The sequence below is a fragment of the Streptomyces sp. NPDC003248 genome (assembly GCF_055563235.1).
The window spans coordinates 114655-134813 of record NZ_JBVHDT010000019.1; the positions used below are offsets into that span (position 1 = coordinate 114655).

At 73.4% G+C, this 20159-nt stretch carries 10 protein-coding genes; 6 read left to right on the forward strand and 4 right to left on the reverse strand.

Features of this window, described 5'->3' with window-relative positions; all coding sequences use genetic code 11:
* Window positions 1–6: 6 nt before the first annotated feature.
* Together ACZ3KJ_RS31775 and ACZ3KJ_RS31780 are read right to left on the reverse strand one after the other, a co-directional pair.
* The gene (locus tag ACZ3KJ_RS31775) at window positions 7–2553 is read right to left on the reverse strand and encodes a sensor histidine kinase (RefSeq protein ID WP_467532030.1); all 2547 of its coding nucleotides are present in this window, start codon (window positions 2551–2553) and stop codon (window positions 7–9) included.
* A 648-nt stretch (window positions 2554–3201) separates the two neighbouring features.
* A complete protein-coding gene (locus tag ACZ3KJ_RS31780) occupies window positions 3202–3624 on the reverse strand; it encodes a hypothetical protein (protein WP_467532032.1) in 423 nt (140 codons plus the stop codon).
* 233 nt (window positions 3625–3857) lie between these two features.
* On the opposite strand from ACZ3KJ_RS31780, the gene fxsT reads away from it, so the two are divergent.
* From fxsT to ACZ3KJ_RS31805, 5 genes are all read left to right on the forward strand, one after another.
* On the forward strand, window positions 3858–6830 hold the full coding sequence (gene fxsT, locus ACZ3KJ_RS31785; protein WP_467532034.1) for an FxSxx-COOH system tetratricopeptide repeat protein: 2973 nt from the start codon (window positions 3858–3860) through the stop codon (window positions 6828–6830).
* Window positions 6831–7089: 259 nt separating this feature from the next.
* A complete protein-coding gene (locus ACZ3KJ_RS31790) occupies window positions 7090–8007 on the forward strand; it encodes an ATP-grasp domain-containing protein (RefSeq protein WP_467532036.1) in 918 nt (305 codons plus the stop codon).
* Between the two features lie 53 nt (window positions 8008–8060).
* The gene (locus tag ACZ3KJ_RS31795; RefSeq protein WP_467532037.1) at window positions 8061–9293 is read left to right on the forward strand and encodes a cytochrome P450; all 1233 of its coding nucleotides are present in this window, start codon (window positions 8061–8063) and stop codon (window positions 9291–9293) included.
* 245 nt (window positions 9294–9538) lie between these two features.
* A complete protein-coding gene (locus ACZ3KJ_RS31800) occupies window positions 9539–15163 on the forward strand; it encodes a hypothetical protein (RefSeq protein ID WP_467532039.1) in 5625 nt (1874 codons plus the stop codon).
* A 55-nt stretch (window positions 15164–15218) separates the two neighbouring features.
* Window positions 15219–16817, forward strand: coding sequence for a hypothetical protein (locus ACZ3KJ_RS31805; RefSeq protein ID WP_467532041.1), 1599 nt, complete (start codon window positions 15219–15221; stop codon window positions 16815–16817).
* Window positions 16818–16913: 96 nt separating this feature from the next.
* On the opposite strand, the gene ACZ3KJ_RS31810 is transcribed toward ACZ3KJ_RS31805, so the two are convergent.
* Window positions 16914–18143: an MBL fold metallo-hydrolase gene (locus tag ACZ3KJ_RS31810; RefSeq protein WP_467532043.1), complete on the reverse strand. Its 1230-nt coding sequence runs from the start codon at window positions 18141–18143 to the stop codon at window positions 16914–16916.
* A gap of 255 nt (window positions 18144–18398) precedes the next feature.
* On the opposite strand from ACZ3KJ_RS31810, the gene ACZ3KJ_RS31815 reads away from it, so the two are divergent.
* Window positions 18399–19019, forward strand: coding sequence for a TetR/AcrR family transcriptional regulator (locus ACZ3KJ_RS31815; RefSeq protein WP_467532046.1), 621 nt, complete (start codon window positions 18399–18401; stop codon window positions 19017–19019).
* Window positions 19020–19402: 383 nt separating this feature from the next.
* Here ACZ3KJ_RS31815 and ACZ3KJ_RS31820 read toward each other — a convergent pair whose 3' ends face one another.
* Window positions 19403–20155 (reverse strand): SIMPL domain-containing protein, encoded by a 753-nt coding sequence (locus ACZ3KJ_RS31820; RefSeq protein ID WP_467532048.1) that lies wholly within the window; start codon window positions 20153–20155, stop codon window positions 19403–19405.
* Window positions 20156–20159 lie beyond the last annotated feature (4 nt).

Genomic DNA, 20159 nt, shown 5'->3' on the forward strand with positions numbered 1-20159 from the left:
GGGTGCTCATCCGGCCGGTGTGCTCCCGTCGTACCGGGTGGTGGGGTGGTGGTCGTGACCGTCGGCGCGGTACGCCTCACCGGGGGTGGGTGCGGGCGCGGTGTGACCTTCGGCCAGGGGTGGCGGGGCGAGAGGCTTCGCCGGTCCGGCGGCGGCCGCTCCCGAGACCTCCGCCTCCCGGCTCTGCTGGGCCTCGGCGAGGCCGATGCCGCGCTGGAAGGCCGCCATCAGGCCGGGATCGTGGCCGACGGGCCGGTCGGTGTCCTGGCGGGGGACCGGGCCGCCGCGCAACTGGGGCACGATGTGCTCCTGGGCGCGGCGGCGGGGCAGTCGGGGCTTGCCCATGGTGCCGCGGACCGCGCCGCCCACGCGCGGGAGCGGCGTCTGGCCCGCGTGCCCCTCCACGACGGGCCGGTCGCCGGACCGGATGCCGGGCACGGCCTCCGCCGGGTTCGGCCGCTCCCCCTGCGCGCCGCGGACGGGCAGGGGGGCCGGACCGCGCCCGTCCGCCCGTCCGCCGTCGTGCCGGGCCCTGCCGTCCGGGCCCGCTGCCCCGTCGGGGGCGCGGGTCACGGGGTCGGCCTCGGGTTCCGCGGACGTCGCGGGCGGCGTCAGCGCCGACCACGCCCGGCCGGACATCTGGTGCGGCCCCGCCGAGGACGGAGTCGTGGCCTGGAGTCCCGCCTGTGGTCGGTACCGCGCCTCGACCTCGGCCCGGCCGCTCTGCCGCGATGCGGTCGCGCTCCGTGGTCCGGCTCCGATCTGCGGCTGAGCAGCAGATCGTGTCCCGACCGGGGCTGGGGCTGGGACTTGGGCTGGGGCTTGAGCTGGGGCCTGTGCCTGGACCGGGGCTGGGGCTTGAGCCGGGGCCTCCGCCTGGGCCGGGGCTTGAACCGAAACTTGCGCCTGCGCCTGCGCCTGGAATTGTGCCGGGGATTGCGCCGGGACCGAGGCTCGAACCGGAACCTGCGCCTGAGTGTGGGCTTGCATCGGGACTGGGGCTTGAACCGAAGACAAGGCTTGAGCCGGAGCGGGTACGGAAGCCGGATCGAGAGCCGGAGCCGAAGCAGGTACGGAAGCCTGATCGAGAGCCGGAGCCGGAGCCGGAGCGGGTACGGGTGCGGGAGGCTGGACGCGGGCCTGGACCGGCACCGGGGCCGGGGCCTGGACCGGGGCCGGGGCCTGGATGCGGGCCTGGGCCGGGGCCTGGGCCTGGGCCGGAGTCCCGCTGCGGGACCCGGCCGAAGCCGGGCCCGTGACCGGTGCCTGGGCCGAGTGCCGCCCCGGGCCCTCGGGCAGGACCGGGGCCGAGGGCAGGACCCGCCTCCCGGACGGGGCCGGAGCCGAGGCCGGGATCGCCCGGGCTCCCCGCGCCGGGCCACCTCCCGCCCGCTCGCCGTCCGCCTCGGCCGCCCCTCCCCCGCCGCGTTCCTCCGTCCGCGGCACGGGCGCGCTCGGCGCAGGAGCCGGCGCCGGCGCCGAGCCCAGCACGGCCTGCGGTACGACGAGTACGGCCTGGACGCCGCCGTAGATGTTGGTCTGGAGGCGGACCCGGATGCCGTGCCGGCGGGCGAGCTGGGAGACGACGTAGAGGCCGATGCGGCCGTCGGCCAGCAGGCGGCCGACGTTGACCTGGTCGGGGTCGGCGAGCAGGGCGTTCATCCGGTTCTGTTCCTCGACGTGCATGCCGAGCCCGCGGTCCTCCACCTCGACGGCGAGACCGGAGGTGACGAGGTTGGCGCGCAGCAGCACCTGGGTGTGCGGGGCGGAGAACACGGTGGCGTTCTCGACGAGTTCGGCGAGCAGGTGGATGACGTCGGCGACGGCGTGGCCGCGCAGCTCGCCGTCGATCGGCGGCACCAGCTTGACCCGCGAGTACTGCTCGACCTCGGCGATGGCGGAGCGCAGCACCTCGGTCATGCAGACCGGGTTGCTCCATTGCCGCCGGGAGACCGCCCCGCCGAGCACGGCGAGGTTCTCGGCGTGGCGGCGGATGCGGGTGGCGAGGTGGTCGACGTGGAAGAGGCCCTTGAGGAGGTCGGGGTCCTCGATCTCGTTCTCCAGCTCGTCGAGGATCGAGATCTCCCGGTGCACGAGCGACTGAAGGCGCCGCGCGAGGTTGACGAAGACCTCGAGTTTCTGTTCGCTGCCGGCCTGACTGGAGAGCTGGGCCGCCCGGACGACGGCGTCGACGGCCGCGTCGTGGGCGCGGGACAGGTCGGCCGCGAGCAGTTCCAGCTCGTCGGCGTCGGCGGGCGGGCGGCCGCGCGTGGTGCGCCGGGGCGGGACCTCGCCGCGGCGCAGCGCGTCGAGCAGGGCGCGCAAATCGGCCGTGTCCCGTGCGCTGTCCCGGCGCAGGGCGTCGATGCGGTCGGCGACGGAGCGGGCGGCGCGGTCGGCGGCCACGGCGGCGATCAGGATGCCGGCGGTGGTCACGCCGAGGGCGCCGGCCAGTACGGCCCACAGGGTCGGGCCGGGCCGGGTGCCGGTGGAGCGGACGGCGAACAGCACGGCCGCGCAGGCACTGAGGGCGACGGCGGTCGGGGGGAGCACGGCGAGCCGGAGGAGCTGAGGCCGTATGTGTGTCTCGGCCGGTGCGGGAGCGGTGCGGGCGACCGGTCGTCCGTGCCGTCCGCCCTCACGGTGGTCTGCGCGTGCGGCCGGTGCGCGGAGGTGAGACATCGGGGTCCTCGTACTGTGTCCGTCGGGCGTGGTGGTGCGCGCGGGGTGCGCGACTCGGGCATGCGCCATCGCGGTGTCGGTCGAGAGAGCCGGAGATTCGGCCGCACGTCGTCCGACGGACACTCACAGTAGTCGCCAAGGCATCATGTGCGGTGGGCAGTTGACAAAGTCACCCGGGCAGGGTCCCGCTCTGGTATGAGGTCTCGCACACAGGACCGATAAAGCGTCGACTCCGGCGGTACCGGAGTCGACGAAAGACGATCAGACCTGGTCACAGCCGGTCTTGAACAGAACGGCAGGGCCCGGGAGTTCCTCACTCCTCCGGACCCCCTACGCCGCCCCGGCCCCCGACGTGCCGTCACGCGGCCGTCCCCCAGGGTGGTCGCGAGCCGTCCGGCTCCTTTGCGACCCACCCGGAACATCACGCTGCGTATCAGCCTTGGCTCGGGGTGATGTGCCGTGGGGCCGGCCTCCCGGGAAGGTCACCGCCTCCCGGGAAGGTCACCGTCTCCCGGGAGGTCACCCCTCGTCGCACGGGTCGAGTTCGCCGCGCGGCCGGCCGCCGTCGGAGCCGTGCGGCGCGTCGGCCGTGGGCCCGCACGGAAGGTCGTCGTCCCCGGGCGCGCCGGACGGATCCGCCCCCGGCTCACCCGCGCCGGCTCCGTCCGGCGCCCCTTCGGGCGTGCCGCCGCCCCGGCGCGGGCCGGACAGCACCTTCACGATCGCCGCCCCGGTGGCGAGGCCGAAACTCCCCGCGTCCACCGCCGAGGCCCCCAGCCAGGTCATCGCCAGACCGGCCCCCGTCCCCCCGAGGGCGCCGAGGACCACCACCTGATTTCCATAAGCCGTCCGGGACGGTGACGCGTCCTCGCCCACGAGTGCGGACCGCACCAGGTGCAGCAGCATTTCGACCCGGGACCAGAGCCTGGAGGTCCTGCTCACCGATTCCCCTCCTTGCACGCCGACGGGAGTTCCCTCGCTTCATAGGAGCAGGCCACGGGGTGTCCCACCATCTGTCACGCCAAAGCCAGATGAAACCCGGCTCCGAAACGACTCGCAGTGGGACGACGCATCACCAGGTTGGGACAATCACTGTCCCGTCCTGGCTTGGGACACCTATCCTGGTGGACGTTTCGGGACGCTGCCGGACAGCGTCCCCGAAGTCGGGGGAGCCAATGAATGACGAGGCAGAGGGCCGTATCGATCCCTCTCCGGCCAACAGCACAGAGGATCTCGCGCGTTTTCTGCGCATGCTCCGCGCCAGGGCCGACAGCCCTTCGTACCGAGATCTCGAGAAATCCGCCGCCGCCCTGGGAAGGGGACGGGCACTGCCCCGCACCACACTCGGCGAGGTTCTGCGCGGACGCAGGTTTCCCAGCAAGGCCTTTCTGCTGACCTTCGTCGAGTTGTGCGGAATCCAGCCGGGCGAGATGCAGGCGTGGGAGAACACCTGGAATCGGCTGGCGGTGCAATACAAGGTCACCGAGCCGACGGAGGGACGGGAGGCGCACCCTCCGCAACTCGTGGTCCACACCAGGAAGCGGATCGGCGAACTGGAAGAACAGACATCACAACTGCGCACCCGCCTGCGACAGCAGAGCCAGGCCCTCGAACAGGCCGCCAGGACGCTGACGGCCGTGGGCGCGGCACTGCAACGCCAGGCTCACTGGGCGGAGGCGGAGGCGGTCTACGCCACCGCGGTCGAGTTGCAGCGGGTCCCGCCCGCCTCCGACGTGCAGATCCTCGTCCGCGCGCAGCGCGGCGTCGTCGAGGTCCTGATCGCGCAGGGCCGGTACGGCGACGCGGAGACGGCGGCGGAGCTGCTGGCCGGCGAGTGCGTGAAGGAGCTGGGCGTCGACCACACCGAGACGCTCGGCGCCCAGCAGCTCCTCGCCGCCCTGCGTTCCGCGCCGCCCCCGCCGCCGTCGCCGGGCGCCGCGCGGCCGGAGCCGGCCGGCGGCTCCGAGCCCCTGGTCCTGGTGGGGACCGACGTCACGGAGCAGCGGCTCGACCGGACCGCCTCCCGGGGCCGGGTGGCGGGCGCGCTGCCCGCGATCTGGAACCTGGAGCCGCGCAATCCCGAGTTCACCGGCAGGGACGACATCCTGCGCGCGCTCCGGCAGCGGTTCGGGCAGGGCGGTCCCTCCATGGTCCAGACGTTACGGGGACCGGGCGGGGTCGGTAAGACCCAGATCGCCGTCGAGTACGCACACCGGCACTCCGACGCGTACGACCTCGTCTGGTGGGTCGCGGCCGAGGACCCCTCGCTCGTCGGCGAGCAGATCGCCGCGCTCGCCGTCGAGCTGGGCCTCGTCGAGCAGGGCACCGACACGGCGACGGCGGCCGCCGTCGTGAAGTCGCAGCTGCGCGGCCGGGACCGCTGGCTGATCATCTTCGACAACGCCGAGGAGCGGGCGGCCGTCTCCGAGTGGCTGCCCGGCGGACCGGGGCACGTACTCATCACGTCGCGGGCCGGCGGCTGGGAACGCGTCGCCGCGACGGTGCCGGTGGACGTCATGGGAGAGTCCGAGTCCGTCGCCCTGCTCCAGGCCCATTGCCCCGAACTCAGCCGGAGCGAGGCGGAGTCGCTGGCCGAGGAACTGGACTACCTCCCCCTCGCCCTGTGCCAGGCCGGCGGTTTCCTGGCCGAGACGGCCACCGAGGTCGGCGACTACGTCCAGCTGCTGCACACCCACCCCGCCGCCCTGCTGAGCGAGGGCGAGGCCGGGGACTACCCGCGGTCCCTGGCCGCGGTGATCGGGCTCAGCCTCGACCAGCTCACCCGGGCCGACCCCATCGGGCTGACCACCGTGCGGGTGTGCGCCCTGCTCGCCCCCGAGTCCATTCCGGTGCGCTGGCTCATGGCCGTCGACGACATCACGACCGGCGACGACGAGGCCCTGGCGCCCCTCGCCGAGGTCGCGGGCGACGAGATGCTCCTGCGCCGCGCCATCGGCACGGCCGTCCGCTTCGGCCTGGCGAAGAGCAACCGGGACGGCGTCCGGCTCCACCGGCTCGTCCAGGGGGTGATCCGCGACCTGCTGCCCGCCAGCTCGCGGGAGCGCGTCCGCCGCCACGCGCGCGCCCTACTGGTCGCCAACCGTCCGGGCGACCCCGAGGACCCGGCGACCTGGCCGGAATGGGCCCGCATCGTGCCCCACCTCCTCGCCGTGGAGCCGACCACCCCGACCGACCCGCACCTGCGCACGCTCTCCTGCGACACGTCGTGGTACCTGATCGAGCGGGGCGACGCGGACGCCGGGGACCGGCTCGCGCGCTCCCTGCGCGAGGCCTGGCTGCGCGACCTGGGCCCCGACGACGTGCACGTCCTGTGGGTGACCCGGTGCCTCGCCCGCGCCCTGCGCGAACAGGGCCGCTACGAGGAGGCCCGGGTCCTGTACGACGACACGCTGCCGCGGTACCGGCGCGTCCTGGGCCTGAAGCACACCGACTCCCTCCGGCTGGCCCACGGCTCGGCGATCAACCTCAGGCTCCTCGGACGGTACGAGGAGGCCAGGGCCTTGCAGGCGGCGACGCTCGAGTCGTACCGCCAGGTGCTCGGCGAGGACCATCCGCACTCGCTGCACTCCGCCAACCACCTGGCGGTCGACCTCGGCACGCTGGGCCACCACGACGAGGCCAGACGGCTCCACGAGGACACGCTGGCCCGCTACCGGCGGGTCCTGGGCGACGACCACCCCGACACCCTGCGGTCGGCGAACCACCTCGCGGCCGACCTCATCGCCCTCGGCGAGTACGCCGAGGCGCGGGCGCTGGACGAGGACACGCTGGAACGCTGCCGGCGCACCTTCGGCGAGGAGCACCCCTACACGCTCCGTGCGGCCGTCTCCTACGCGACCATCCTGCGCAAGCTGGGGCGTCTGCAACCGGCCCTGGCCCTCCAGGAGACGACGCTCGTCCGCTCCCGGCAGATCCTGGGCGCCGACCACCCGCAGAGTCTGCGCGCCGGGCACGCCCTGTGCGAGATCCTGCTGCACCTGAACCTGCTCGACCGCGCGGCGGACCTCCAGGAGGAGACCGTACGGCGTTATCGGCGCGTACTCGGCGACGACCATCCGGAGACGAGAAACGCGGTGGATCTCCTGGAAAAGATCAGCGAACGTCGTACACCAGGGCGGAAAAAATGACCATGCCACAGCGCCGAAAAGCGGCTGGATTCCGCCAATAATGGTCATGCCGATAGCCAGGCGGCACGCAGGACACCTACGATTGTCGGGGCGTCAACTTCCGATCATTCCGTGAGAGTGAAATGGGTGAGCACCGGAAACCGCGGCATCCGGCGTCACGGATAGCACAGGGTGGATTCCGGTTCGGGAAGGTTCAGTGAACTTCCATGCTCGCGAGTAGCGTGCCTCCCGTCATGTCGTCCCGAGTAAGGAATGAGTCATGCCGGATGTCAAGATCGCGTTGGCGACCACCAGGCCGCGCCCGGAGATCAACGTCGATCACGACATGCCGCTGCTTCTGGCGGCCCTGAACGACGAAGGCGTCAAGGCCGTTTCCGTCAACTGGGACGACCCGGAAGCCGCCTGGGAGGAATTCGACCTCGTGGTGATCCGGTCCACCTGGGACTACACCTGGCGGTCTGCGGAATTCATGGAATGGGTGGATCGGGTCAGTTCCCTGACCACGCTCCTCAACCCGCCGTCCGTGGTGCGCTGGAGCGCGGACAAGTACTACCTCTCCCGCCTCGCGGAGGCGAAGGTCCCGGTGGTGAGGACCCACTACGTCGCCCCGGGCACGGAGCCCACGCTCCCGGCGTCGCACGAGTTCGTGGTGAAACCCGCGGTCGGAGCGGGCGCGCGGTACGCGGCCCGGTACCAGCCGGCCGACCGCGACACGGCCCTCCAGCAGATCCGCCGCATGCACGGCGAGGGCTTCACCGCGATGGTCCAGCCCTACATGACGGCGATCGACTCGAGCGGCGAACGCGCCCTGGTCTTCTTCGACGGAGCCCTGCTGCACGCCATCCGGAAGAACGCCGTACTGGCGCCGAACGTCCCGTTCGACCAGCGCAAGGTCGCCCACCCGGGCCTGGAGCCGTGGAACCCCACGCAGCACGAGGTCGAGGTCGCCCAGAGCGCCCTGTCGGTGGTACCGGACGGACAGCGCCTGTTCTACGCACGCGTCGACATGGTGGACGACGAGAACGGCCGGCCCACCGTGATGGAGCTGGAACTCGTCGAGCCCAACCTCTTCCTCGCGGTGCAGCCGGACTCCCTGCCCACCGTCACCCGCGCCATCGTCGACACCGCCGTACGCGCCGGAGAGCTGAAAGACCGTCAAGTAGCGGAATCACGCTGAGGGACCGCGCTGAGAGATCGCTGAGAGATCGCGCCACAACGGGGAGGGCAGCGGTGGTCACGGCCGACGAGTCGCACGATGAGGCCGCTCTCCCCTATCGCTGTCCGGCGGACCTGGGAGAGCCCCCGCAGTTCCCGGTCCTGCGCCAGGGGCCGGGCATCGACCGCCTGCCCACCTCCACCGGGGACAGCGCGTGGCTGGTGACCAGCCACGACGGTGTGAGGACCATGTGCGGTGACCCGCGCGTGGGCAAGTCCCACGCGGACCCCGCGCGGGCGCCCCGCCTGTGGGACGCCGCGCTCATGGAACCGCAGAGCGGTCACGCGGACGAGTTCGCGGTCCACTCCCGCTGGCGGCACACGCTGTCACGGCACTTCAGCAGCCGGCACGTCGCGCAGCTCCGGCCGCACGTGGAAGAGGTGCTGGGGCGCATCGTGACGGACCGGCTCGCCGAAGGGCCGCCGATGGACGTCCGGACGGGTCTGGCGCAGCCCTTCGCCGCGACGGTCGTCTGCGACCTCCTGGGGCTCCCGCACGCCCTCCGACCCGCTCTGGTCGCGTGGTCCGACACGGCGCGCACACACGGCACGGCCCGGGAGGCGGCCGCCCGTCGCGACGCCCTCCGGCAGCGGATCGACCGGGTGCTCGACGACGTCCGGGCCGAGGCCCACGGCTCCACGGCGGACGACACCCTCGTCAGGGACCTGGCACTCGCCCGGCCCGGAGCCCACCGGCTCGCTCGCGAGGAGTGGGCGGACGCCGTCCTGGACGTGTTCCTCGCCGGCTACGACACCATCTCCACGCGCATCGTCCACGGCACCGCCTACCTCCTCGACCACCCCGAGCAGCTCCGGGCCCTCACGGGCGACCCGGCGCTGATACCGGGGGCGGTGGAGGAGATCTTCCGCCTCGCGGTCCCGGGCGGCAGCTGGATCCCCCGCTACGCGCGCTCCGACATCCCCCTGCCGCACGCCACGGTCGCGGCGGGCGACCTGATCGTCCTGTCCTTCCAGTCCGCCAACCGGGACGAACGCGTCTTCCCCGAAGCCGAGCGCTTCGACATACGCCGGCACCCCAATCCGCACATCGCCTTCGGACACGGCACCTTCTACTGCCTGGGCGCCGCGCTCGCCCGACTCGAACTGAGCGTCTACCTCGCCGCGCTCGCCCGCTTCCCGGGACTCGGCCCGGCGGCTCCGGGCCAGGAACACGTCCTGGCCGAGGCGACCGTGACGGGTGGACTCGAGCACCTCCTGACCACCTGGGACACCGACGGCTCCGTCTGACCGCCCGTCACCGACGCCCGGCACCCTCGCCCCGAACCGTCGCGCGGTGCCGGCGTCCCGCGGAACGGGCCGCGCCTGCGAGCCCCCGCTTCCCGCCCGGAGCAACATATTCGTAGATTCCTGGCGAACGGCACAGCTGTTGGGTAACGTGCGGCGCACCCGTCACGGACGCATGCCGGCGTGGGCGAGCACCGGGGGACCCTGTTGCACGGACTGCCCGTCGGCCGGGAGGCGGGGGTACGGCAATGGACCGGCACACCGGGGGCGGCGTGGAGAAGGAATCCGTACAGGACCTGGACGGACTCGAGGAACTGCGGCGCCGGCTCACCCGGCTCACGGCCGGCGCGGGTGAACTGGCCGGGCTCCTGGAGCGCACCGCCGCCGTCGTACGGGCCGGCACGGTGCCCGACCAGCGGGTGGACGAAGCTCTGCGGGCGTTCCGCGCGGGATTCCGTGAACTGGAGCAGGCCATCACCGCTCTGGGCGGGCCGGCACTGCCGGCCGACTCTGCCGGAGGGTCCCTCACCGGGCTGGGCGCGGCCCTCGGCCGTCGCGTGGACGCCGAAGCGGAAGCCATCCGTGCGGAGATCTCCGATCTCACCGCTCAGCTCGAGGAGGCCAGGTTCGACCGCAGCCGCGTCGCGCTGAGTACGCTGATCGCGGAATTGCACGCGGATCTCGCCCGCTTGGAGGACCTCTCGGACCCGGATCCCGCCGACCAGGACTGCGCGGGCGCGGAGCTGCCGGAATCCCCCGGGACGCAGGATGACGGCACCGACGGATCCGGCGGCGGGAGCCGGCCGGCGGAGGAGGGGCCCGAGGAGTCCTCCGGTGCCGCGGAGGAAGCCCCGCGCGCCGGGGAGGAAGCGCCAGCCGCGGGCACCGCGCGTCAGACGGAGGGCGGCGCACCCGCCCGCTCCGGCGGCGAGACCCGGCCGAAGGACGTCCAGCGCAGGACTCAGGCGGCCCTGCCGACGCATGTGAGCGGCAGTTACGTCCTCGGCGGGGTGCCGTCCGAGTTCACGAGTGCCCCGAAGATCTCGAGCCCGTTCGCTTCCCTCCCGGTCACCGGGGCGGGACAGGGTGGGCCGGGTGCCGGCCCGTCCCCTGTCCAGGCGCCCGTGCCCGCGCCGGCCCCGGAGTCCGCCCCTCCTCCCATCGGCCGCACGGAGGACGGCCGCACGGAGGGCAGCACGGAGGACGGCAGCACGGAGGAGGGCAGCACGGAGGAGGGCAGCACGGAGGAGGGCAGCACAGAGGACGGCAGCACGGACGATGCCCCGCGCCGGACCCGCAACGGCGTCCTGCGCAAGCGCAGAACCGGAGCAGCGGCAGACGCGGACACGACGGAGGGCGAAGCAGCCGGGGAGGAGCCCGAGCACGATCGCCGCCCATGGCGGGAAGACCGGACGACACGACTGGTCCGGACAGGGCAACTCGGCAGGGCGTACTGGCTGACCCACTGTTCCGACGAGCCGGAAGGGCGGGCGCGGACCCTGGCCTACCTGGCGGCGGCCTTCGCGGCGGAGCAGGATCCGTGGCAGGTGCAGTCCGTCTTCGAAACACAGCTGACCAGCACCGACGACGGAGACCTGGTCTTCCCCGACGGCCCGGCGTGCGCGACCGCGCTGGTCGCCCACCTGAGGTGCTCCCTCGCCCAGGGCTGGGGCACCGACCTGCGCCGCGACCTGTTGCAGCGGGTCACGCTCGACGAGCCGTGGCAGCAGTTCGTACACAAGGCGTGCGAGGCGTTGGGGAGCGGCCGTCCGCTCCTGACGACGGGGGAACCCGGCGGGGCGGACTCCGTGTTGACCAGGCGCGCGGAGCTGGGCGAACAGGCGCAGGCGCTGATCGAGGACTTCGCCGTACGAAGCACCTCCTACCCCCGCGCCACCAATGTGCTGCACCACCTGCTCGACCAGAAGACGGTGCTCGGCACCGGCGTCCGGGCGGTGGTGGCCTGGGGCGCGCTGGACGACGGCGTGGAATGCGTCGAAGCCATCAGGAAGGCCGCCGCGGGACTGGCCAAGCCCCGGCAGGTCGACAGCGTCATCGAGGAGACCGACCGGCGCTACCGGTCCAGCAGCCAGGCCCGCAAGCCGATCGAGGCGAAGGCGCTGGTCGCGTTGCAGGACTCGGTGCGGGAGGTCGCCGCACTGCTGCGTACCGCGGTCACCGAGATCGAGACGGCGGCCTCGCAGCCGTCGCGGACCACCCCGCACACCGACCTGTTCCGTCTCGCGGGGCAGATCGCGGCGCGGGAGCCCCTCTGCGTCGAGGAGGCGGCGGTCGGACTGCTGGCCGCCTGGATCCAGCATCCCTCGCACGACAGCGGCGGCCAGGAGCCCGTGCGCCCGGCGGGGGACGGCAGCCGGCCCACCACCGAGCCGGACCCCTCCTGGCTGCTCCTCGCACCCGAACTGCCCAGGAACGCGGACGGCGTACCGGCGCACGCGGACCCCGCGGCGTACCCGGCGGTCGTTCGGCTGCTGGACAGTCCGCCCTCCGCGGAGGAAGCGTTCGAGGCGTACGCCGCCGACGGGCGCCTGGACCTGGCGCGGAAACTGCTGGACGCCGAGTCGGCGTTGCTGGATGCGCGGGAGCCGTTCCCCGCGGAACTCGCGGACCGCCTCCAGGAGCAGTGCCTCCTGTGGAACAAGAAGCTCGGCCACCGGATCGAGATGGCGATCGCGGACTTCGAGACCGCCCGACGGCAGAACCTCACCCACGCCGACGACGAGCGGATCCGCACCAAGCTGGACGCGCTGTCCAGCCGGCACCAAGCGCTGAGGGCCTCCGGAACAGCCGTCGACTACGGCGCACTGCTGCGCCAGGCGGACGAACTGCGCCGGCCGTCGGTGAACCGGATCAAGGCCCACCAGGCCGCGCTGGAGGACCGGCTGGACAAGACCCGGCTGGGCAAGGAGGACAAGCAGCGGGTCCGCCGGCTGCTGGAACGCAAGGACTGGGCGACCGCCTCGGAGCTGATCACCGAGGCGGAGCAGAAGAACCGGCTCCCGCAGGAACGCGACCTGGTCGCCGAGGACCTGCGTGGCTTCGTCAGCCTGCTCAACACGGACACCTCCCGCATGGCCAAGGAGAATGCGGACGCGCGCTATCTGGCACGGCGCGCGTCCCGACGTGACCGCCAGAGCGCGGAGGCCGAGGTCGCCCTGGAGGCCTGGGAGAGGATCCACGACCGGCGGTCCGGGGCCACTCGGCAGCGCAGCACCGACCTCAAGAGCGTACTGCGGCTGCTGGGCCTGAACGCGCACAGCGTACGCGCCGACCAGGGCGCCAGCGGGCTCCAGGGAGTCCTGCGCTACGAGGTCTCCTGCGACATGAACCGGGTCGCCTCCCACGTGCCGGAATTCGGCTCCGGATCGGGAGGCGTGTTCCAGGTCCTGCTCGCCACCCGGCCCCTCACCGGTCAGAGCCCCGCCGACCTGCTCACCGGACAGGACCAGCTCAGGCCCACCCTGCTGCTCTGCCCCCAGGCCTTCACACTGGCCCAGCGCTTCCGGTTCGCCGCCGCGCTGGCCCAGCACGTCACGCCCACGCTCGTCGTCGACCACGTCGTCATCGGCTGGATGGCCGCGCGGGCGTACGGATCCTTCCAGCGGTTCCAGCGCGTCACCCTGCCCTGGAACCGCACCAACCCCTACCAGGACGCCGGTGTCGTCCCCCGGGAGATGTTCTACGGACGTACGGCGGAGGAGGCGACCGTCCTCGACCCCCGCGGCGGGATGTTCCTGTACGGAGGCCGGCAGCTGGGCAAGTCCGCCCTGCTGCGCCGGATCGAGGCGGAGTGGCAGGGCAGGGAGAACGAGATAGCCGTCTACATGGACCTGCGGGGCCTGGGCATCGGCGAGTCCCAGGGGCCCGACCGCATCTGGCAGCAGTTGCGGACGGCGCTCGACCGGCATCCCGGCTTCGCCCGCGAGACGGCCCGCCTGGGCCGCAACGCCGGGCCGGAGGTCATCGCCCACTCCATCAAGAACTGGCTCGACGCCAACAGCGTGCGCCGGGTGCTGCTGCTGGCGGACGAGGCCGACCCCTTCCTGACGGCGGACTCCAACAAGGTGGCCACTCGCGGCGGCACCTCCGACTTCGTAGTGCTGCGCGCGCTGCGTCAACTCCGCGACGACACGGCCGGCCGGTTCAAGCCGGTCTTCGCCGGCCTGCACCAGGTGCAGCGGTTCGGCACCATGTCCAACACCCCCACCGTGCAGGGCGGCGTGGACGTGCTCATCGGCCCCCTCGATCCGGACTCCGCGCGGTCCCTGGTCGTCGAGCCGCTCACCGCGCTCGGCTTCGTCTTCGGGCCGTCGGAGGAGGAACGCAACCTCGTATGGCGGCTGCTGGCGGCGACCAACTACTACCCGCCCCTGATCCAGCTCGTGTGCCGCACGCTCGTCACCACGCTGCGCCAGCGGCTGGAGCGCACCGAGTCACACCCGCCCGTGCTCATCACCGAGGAGGACGTGGAACAGGTGATCACCGCTCGGGCCGTCCTGGACGGACTGCGCGACAAGCTGCGGATCACCGTCAACCTGGAGGACCGTTACCGGGTGCTCAGCCTGGTGACCGCCCGGATGGCCATCCAGGACAGCTACGCGGCCACCTACTCGGCCCGGACCATCCACGACGAGGCCGCCGCCGTGTGGCAGCCGGGGTTCCCCGAGCACACCGAGCAGGTGACGGCCGGCTACCTCCGGGAGATGGTGGGCCTCGGCATCCTGGTCGAGTCCCCGGAAGGGCCCGAAGGCCGCAGCTACACCATGCGCAGCCCGAACATGGTGAACCTGCTGTGGACCGTGGACGACATCGAGCGCGAGCTCAAGACCGCCGAGTTCGACGCCCCCTACGAGTACAACCCGCTCCAGGCCCGGCGCACGCTGGAGCTGGAAACCGACGGGTTGCGCCGGTTCAGCCCGCTCACCGACGGCCGGATCGCCGTACTGACCCAGGGCACGGGCCCCGTCACCGTGTTCGGCAGCCCGGCGCTCGGCAGCGCCCGGCTGGTCGACGCCCTGCGTTCCAAACTCGCGGCCGACCAGGTCAGCGAGATCAGGACCCGCCGCAGCGCCGCCGAGGACCGGGCGCACGACAGCACCGCTCACGTGGAATGCGTGCGGCCCGGTGAGCTGGGCGAGTGGATCACCCGCAACTCCGCTCCGGGTGCGGAGACCCGCAAGCCGTCCCTGCTGGTGGTCGACCTGCTCGACGCCGACGAAGCCGAGTGCGCCGAGGTGGAGGCCCGCCTCGGGCGGCGTGAGCTGGCCGAGCGGCTGCGCTCCGTCCTGCTGCGTTCCAATCGTCAGGACGACCTGCGTTCCGAGAGCGACCAGGTGGTGCGCATGGAGCGCTGGACGGTCGAATCGCTGCGGGCATGGCCCGAGTGCGTCTACGACACGCCCGATCAGCGCAACCGGCTCATCGCCGCCACCGGAGGCTGGCCTGAGCTGGTGGAGGACGTGGTCGCCCGGGCGGCCTCGCATTCCATGCAGCGGACCGACGCCTGCGCCTGGGGACGGGACCGTCTGAGGGATCCGCTGCTGGCCCGGGCTTTCATCGACGCCGTCGGTCTCACCGAACGGCAGGTGGAGATCGCGCGCGACTGGGTCGAGTACGCCTCCCTCGACGACCGGAGCGAGGGACTGCCGCTGACGGACGTCGCCGAGCTGCTCGCCGAACGCATCACCCCCGAGGAGGGACCTCCGCTGGAAGCCGCCGAGCGCCTGCAGCGGGAACTGAGCGCTCTTCAGGTCCTCGACCCGGTCAAGGACGGAGGGCTCCTGCTGGACTCCGCCGTCCGCACAGCGCTTCGCACCCTGCACTCCACGGGCGCCGGCGATGCGGCCGAGTGACACGCCGCCGGATCCGCGTGCGGCGCCCGCGGATCCGGAAGACGCGCGGACGGCGGTGCCGGGCTACCGTGCGGCCGCCGGCCACCCGCTGACGGCGGGACTGCCCGGCGTCCGGGATCACATGGGCGCCGTCGCCCGTGACCTGCACCACGGTCGCAGTTGCCTGTGGATCTTCCCCGATCACCTGGTCGAGAACGGCACCGCGGACCGGCTCTTCGCCGAGGTGGTCGCCGGCACGGCCGGCGCCCGCGTCGAGAACGTGCACGCCGAGCTCACGGAGACGGTGGTTCCCGGGCCGCGGACCGGGAAGCACCCACCTCGCCGCAGCATCTGGGGCCCACCGGCTCCGGGCGGCTCCCACGGCCTCGCTGCGGTCCCGTCGTTCGGCGCACGTCTCCAGCACGCCCTGGAGGCACGGGTGCCGACGGAGGACGAGGACCCCTTGGAGCGCGTCCTGGAGACGCTGCTCACCGGGGGCCGGACGGGAGCCCGCTGGTTCGTCAGCGCGCGCTCCTGGCTCGAGCCCGATCTCGACGGCCTGGTGGCGTTGTACCAGCGGCTCACCCATCAGGTGCGGGCGGAGCCGCCGCCCGCCGAGTGCACCCCGCGTCTGCTGCTCGCCGCTCGGTACCGGGACATTCCCGCGGACCTCCCCGCCCGTTCGGACGCGGACACGGTGCGGATCCACTGGTGGTGGGGCGTCCTGGGACGGCTCGACGGTCTCACCGCCGCCGCTCACACCGAGGCCACCCTGCCCTCCCCCACGTTCCTGGCCGAGCGCGTCACCGCCGGCGGCGACGGGCCGCCGGCCAGCGACCCGCGGGCGGTCCCGTCCGCCTCACCGGTCTCACCGGTCTCGCCGGCCGAAGACGCCTACACCCGCGCCGTGCGGACACAGCTGCGCAGAGAAGCCGCGACCGAACTGGCCGGCCCGGACCTCGCCCTGCTGCCCGCCCTGCTCGCCCTTCCCGGTCTGGGCGTCTGGGAGAGCGACGAGGCCGTGGTCAAGTCCGTACGGGACGCTCTGTGCCGTTCCTCGGAAGGCCCTGCGGAGGCCCCGGCCGCCGACTGCCACCTCGAACCCGTCACCCCCGCTCCCCGGCAGAACCTGCGGGATGCCTGGGCCGACGGCGCCGTCGAAGCCTGGGAGGGGCGGCTGCACGTCCGGATCACCGACCGATTGCGCTCCTCGGGCGGCGGCCCGGCGGAACACCGGCTGACCGAAGACCTGCGCACCGCGGTATGGCGGGCGCAACTGCGCGTCATCTACCCGCTGCTGGCCTCGGGCCGCAGCCAGTTGCAGGACGCCTATCTGCGGCTGAACCGGATGAGTGTGCAGGGCCTGCGCGACCGCGCCCGCCACCGGCTGCGTGGTCAGGGCAGGGACTACCGCGTGCCGTCCTCGGCATCCCTGATGGAGCTCTCCGAGCTGCGCTTTCTCATGAAGCTCTTCTCCGGCTCCCCCACCGATCTGCTCGGGACGCTGTGCGAGGCCCTGCACAAGGCCCGCAACCACCTGGCCCACCACCAGTGCCTCGGCCGGCAGGACGTCGACGAGGTGTGCAGGGCGCTCGCCCGCCTCGACGGCATCGACGCGGCCCGTCCGCGTCCCTCCGCCCTGCCCGGCCCGCGGCCGCCCGCCCCTGGCCTCTGAGGTGTCCCGCTCGTCCGCCCCGGTCGCACGTCGTCCGCGTGCGTCACCGGCGTCCCGACGGGCGGCCGCGCGCCCGGCCGGGCAGGGCCTCCTAGCTCAGCCCGCCGGAACCGCCTCCGGGGCCTCGCCGCCCTCCGCAGCGCCCTTCGGTCCGTCACCCTCCGTGGGGGCTGCGGCCGTTGTCACCACCTCGACGACCGGCCACCGGCCGCCCGCCGGGGCCCGCGCCACGCCCCGCCACCACGGCTCGGCCGGGACGGTCCCGGCGGTCGGCTCGAAGGGCTCGCCGGGCCGGGGCAGCGCGAGGGGCGCACCGGCCGCGCGCGCGGCGGCCAGGGTGCCCTCACCGGGGTCGGCCCATCCGTGCGTGGCGAGGTTGAACGTGGCCCAGTGGATGGGCAGGAGCACGCCCTCGGGGCCGCCCTGGAGATCGAGATGGGCGCGCAGGCCCTCCTCGGGCGTCATGTGGATGTCGGGCCAGAACTCGGAGTACGCGCCGATCTGGATCATCGTCGCGTCGAACGGGCCGTGCTCGGCGCCGATGTCCCGGAAGCCCTCGAAGTAACCGGTGTCACCGCTGTGGTAGATCCGGTGCTCGTCACCGGCCACCACCCAGGACGCCCACAGGGTGTGCTGGGTGTTGCGCAGGCCGCGCCCGCAGAAGTGGCGGGCCGGGGTGGCGGTGAGGGTGAGTCCGCCGACCTTGGTCGCCTCGTGCCAGTCCAGCTCGCGCAGCCGGTCCGCGGACACGCCCCAGTGCTCCAGGTGGGCGCCGACGCCGAGCGGGACGGCGAACAGGGTGTCCGTGCCGGCCAACGCCTTGATCGTCGGCATGTCCAAGTGGTCGTAGTGGTCGTGCGAGACGACCACGACGTCGACCGGGCCCAGGGCGGCGAGCGGGAGCGGGACGGGGTGCAGCCGCTTGGGGCCCGCGAAGGGGAAGGGGGAGCAGCGCTCGCCCCAGACCGGGTCGAACAGCACGCGATGCCCGTCGATCTCGGCGAGCACACTGGAGTGGCCCAGCCACGTCAGACGCAGGTCCGTGGCGGGCGGCTCGGCGAGGTCGGCGACGGTGGTGGGGTGCACCGGGACCGTGCCCGCGGGGGCGCGGCGGGTGCGGGAGTCCTGGTCGAAGTACACCTTGGCGAAGTCGAGGGTCGAGCCCGACGGGCGGGTGCGCGTCGGGCCGCCGGGGTTCTGGAAGACCCCGTCCTTGAAGTGGGGCGATCTGCGGATGCGCGCCAGGCGCTCACCGCTCGGGTCCGCGCCGAAGGCCTCGGGCTGCAGCGCGCGGAGCCCGGAGCTCAGGGTACGGAAACCGGCCACGGTACCTCCAGGTGGAGTCGCTGAGGATTCCCATTATGGTCGGCCCGGGCGGTGACGCCGGACCGCCCCGGTCCCGGGCCGCCGGCGCCCCGGGCCGTCGCGGCGGCCCGCGCCGTGGCGCTGACCCGTCGTTCGGTGCCGTCCCGGCGACCGCGAACTCGTGGGTGGGGCCCGGCCGTCCGTGGGCGCGAGGCGCTCCGACCGCTCCCGCCGACGGCATCGGCGCAGGTGGCGGGCCCTGTGTAGGGTGACGGCGTGGCAAGAGTCCGGTTGAGTGTGGCCGAGCGGCGCGAGGAGTTGCTGAAGGCCGCCATCGAGCAGATCGAGGCGCGGGGCGTGGCGGCGGTCAGGATCGCCGACGTGGCCGCGGCGCTCGGCGTGAGCAACGCGCTGGTGCTCTACCACTTCTCGACCAAGGAGAAGCTCGTCGCCGACGCGTTCGCGTACGCCGCCGAGGACGACCTGACCCGTCTGCGCAAGCTGCTCGGCCGCCGTACCACCGCCCTGCGCCGGCTGCGGTCGGCCGTGCTCTGGTACGCGCCCACCGGCCAGGCCAAGGGCTGGCGGCTGTGGATAGAGGGCTGGGCGGTGTCCCTGCGTGAGCCCGCCCTGCGCGACGTCGCCCGCCACCTCGACCGGCAGTGGAAGGCCGCGCTCACCGAGGTCATCGCCCAGGGGGTGGCGGCGGGCGAGTTCCGCTGCCCCGACCCTTCCGGCACCGCCCTGCGCCTCACGGCCCTGCTCGACGGCCTCGCCGTGCAGCTGACGTCCTACAAAGGCGCGGTGTCGCGGGCCCGGGCCCGGGAGTGGGTCGACGAGGCGCTGGCCCGGGAACTCGGGCTGGAGGCGCGGACGGTGAGCGTCCAGGGGCGCTGAGGGCGGCCGCGGACGGGGCGCGGGCGTCGGGCGGGAGACCGCCGGGCGGGGAAGCCGTCGGGCGGGCCGTGCTTCGCGCTGCGGGTCCGATCCGCGCTTCGGTCCGGCCGCCCTCAGGTACCGACCGGCTGCGGCCCGGACCCGCTGTGGCCCGGACCGGCTGCGGCCCTGACCGGCTGCGCCCCCGCCGCGCTTCCCTCCGCCCGTCGGCGGAGTCCAAGGCCCGGCGTGGGAGGCCGAGTTCGGAGGGGAAGACGTCGTCGGGGGCGGGGACGACGACCTCGTGGACGCCGGCCGTGCCACGGGCGAGCCGGTCGTCGCCGTGCGCCGGGGCGGGAGGGTCCGAGGGGGCGTCCCGGACCACGGCGCACAGGACGGTGGCCTCAGTCCAGTTCGTACACCGCCGTCACCGTCGCCGTCGCCCGGATCAGACCGGTCGCCATCGGTACGCCGGAGCCGGTGGCGACGGCGTCCACGGCCGTCGGGACGGGGTGTGGGTGGCCGGCGGCGTCCTCGCTGAAGGAGACGAGGCGGCCGAGACGGTGGCCGCTGAGGCGGGCGTACTGGACGGCCTTGGCGTGGGCGTCGTCGTGCGCGGCCTGCCGGGCGCGGGCCTGGAGCGGGGCCGGGTCGGAGATGCCGAACGAGACGGAGGTGATCCGTCCCGCCTCGCCGGCCGCGTCGGTGATCGCCTGGAGCACCGCCCCGGTCCGCTCCACCTTGCGGACCGTCACCGAGAAGGACTGTCCGGCCTGGTAGCCCGTCAGGCGGGAGGTGCCGTCCGTGGTGTCGTGGACCGGGCCGAGGGTCACGTTCTCGGTGCGGATGTCGCGGTCGGCGACCCCTTGGGCGCGGACGGCCGCCAGCAGGGCGTCCGCCGCCCTGGCCTGCTGCTCGACGGCCCGTTGCGGGGTCTCGGCGACGGTCTCGACGCCCGCGGCGACGATCGCGAGGTCGGGGGCGGCGCTCGCGCTGCCGTCGCCGGTCACGGTGACGGTGGCGGGGCTGGGAGCGAGGCGGACCGGAGCCGCCGGGCGGGCCGGCAGCGCGGTCGCGGCCGGCACGGCGACGGCCGGCAGGCCGAGGGCCAGGAGGGCCACGACGGCGATGCCGGCCGGTGTGCGGGGACGGGACATGCTG

Excerpts from the sequence above, each read along its gene's own strand:
- fxsT (WP_467532034.1), top strand. The coding sequence starts at position 3,858 with ATGAATGACGAGGCAGAGGGCCGTATCGATCCCTCTCCGGCCAACAGC.
- ACZ3KJ_RS31790 (WP_467532036.1), top strand. The coding sequence starts at position 7,090 with ATGCCGGATGTCAAGATCGCGTTGGCGACCACCAGGCCGCGCCCGGAG.
- ACZ3KJ_RS31800 (WP_467532039.1), top strand. The coding sequence starts at position 9,539 with ATGGACCGGCACACCGGGGGCGGCGTGGAGAAGGAATCCGTACAGGAC.
- ACZ3KJ_RS31820 (WP_467532048.1), bottom strand. The coding sequence starts at position 20,155 with ATGTCCCGTCCCCGCACACCGGCCGGCATCGCCGTCGTGGCCCTCCTG.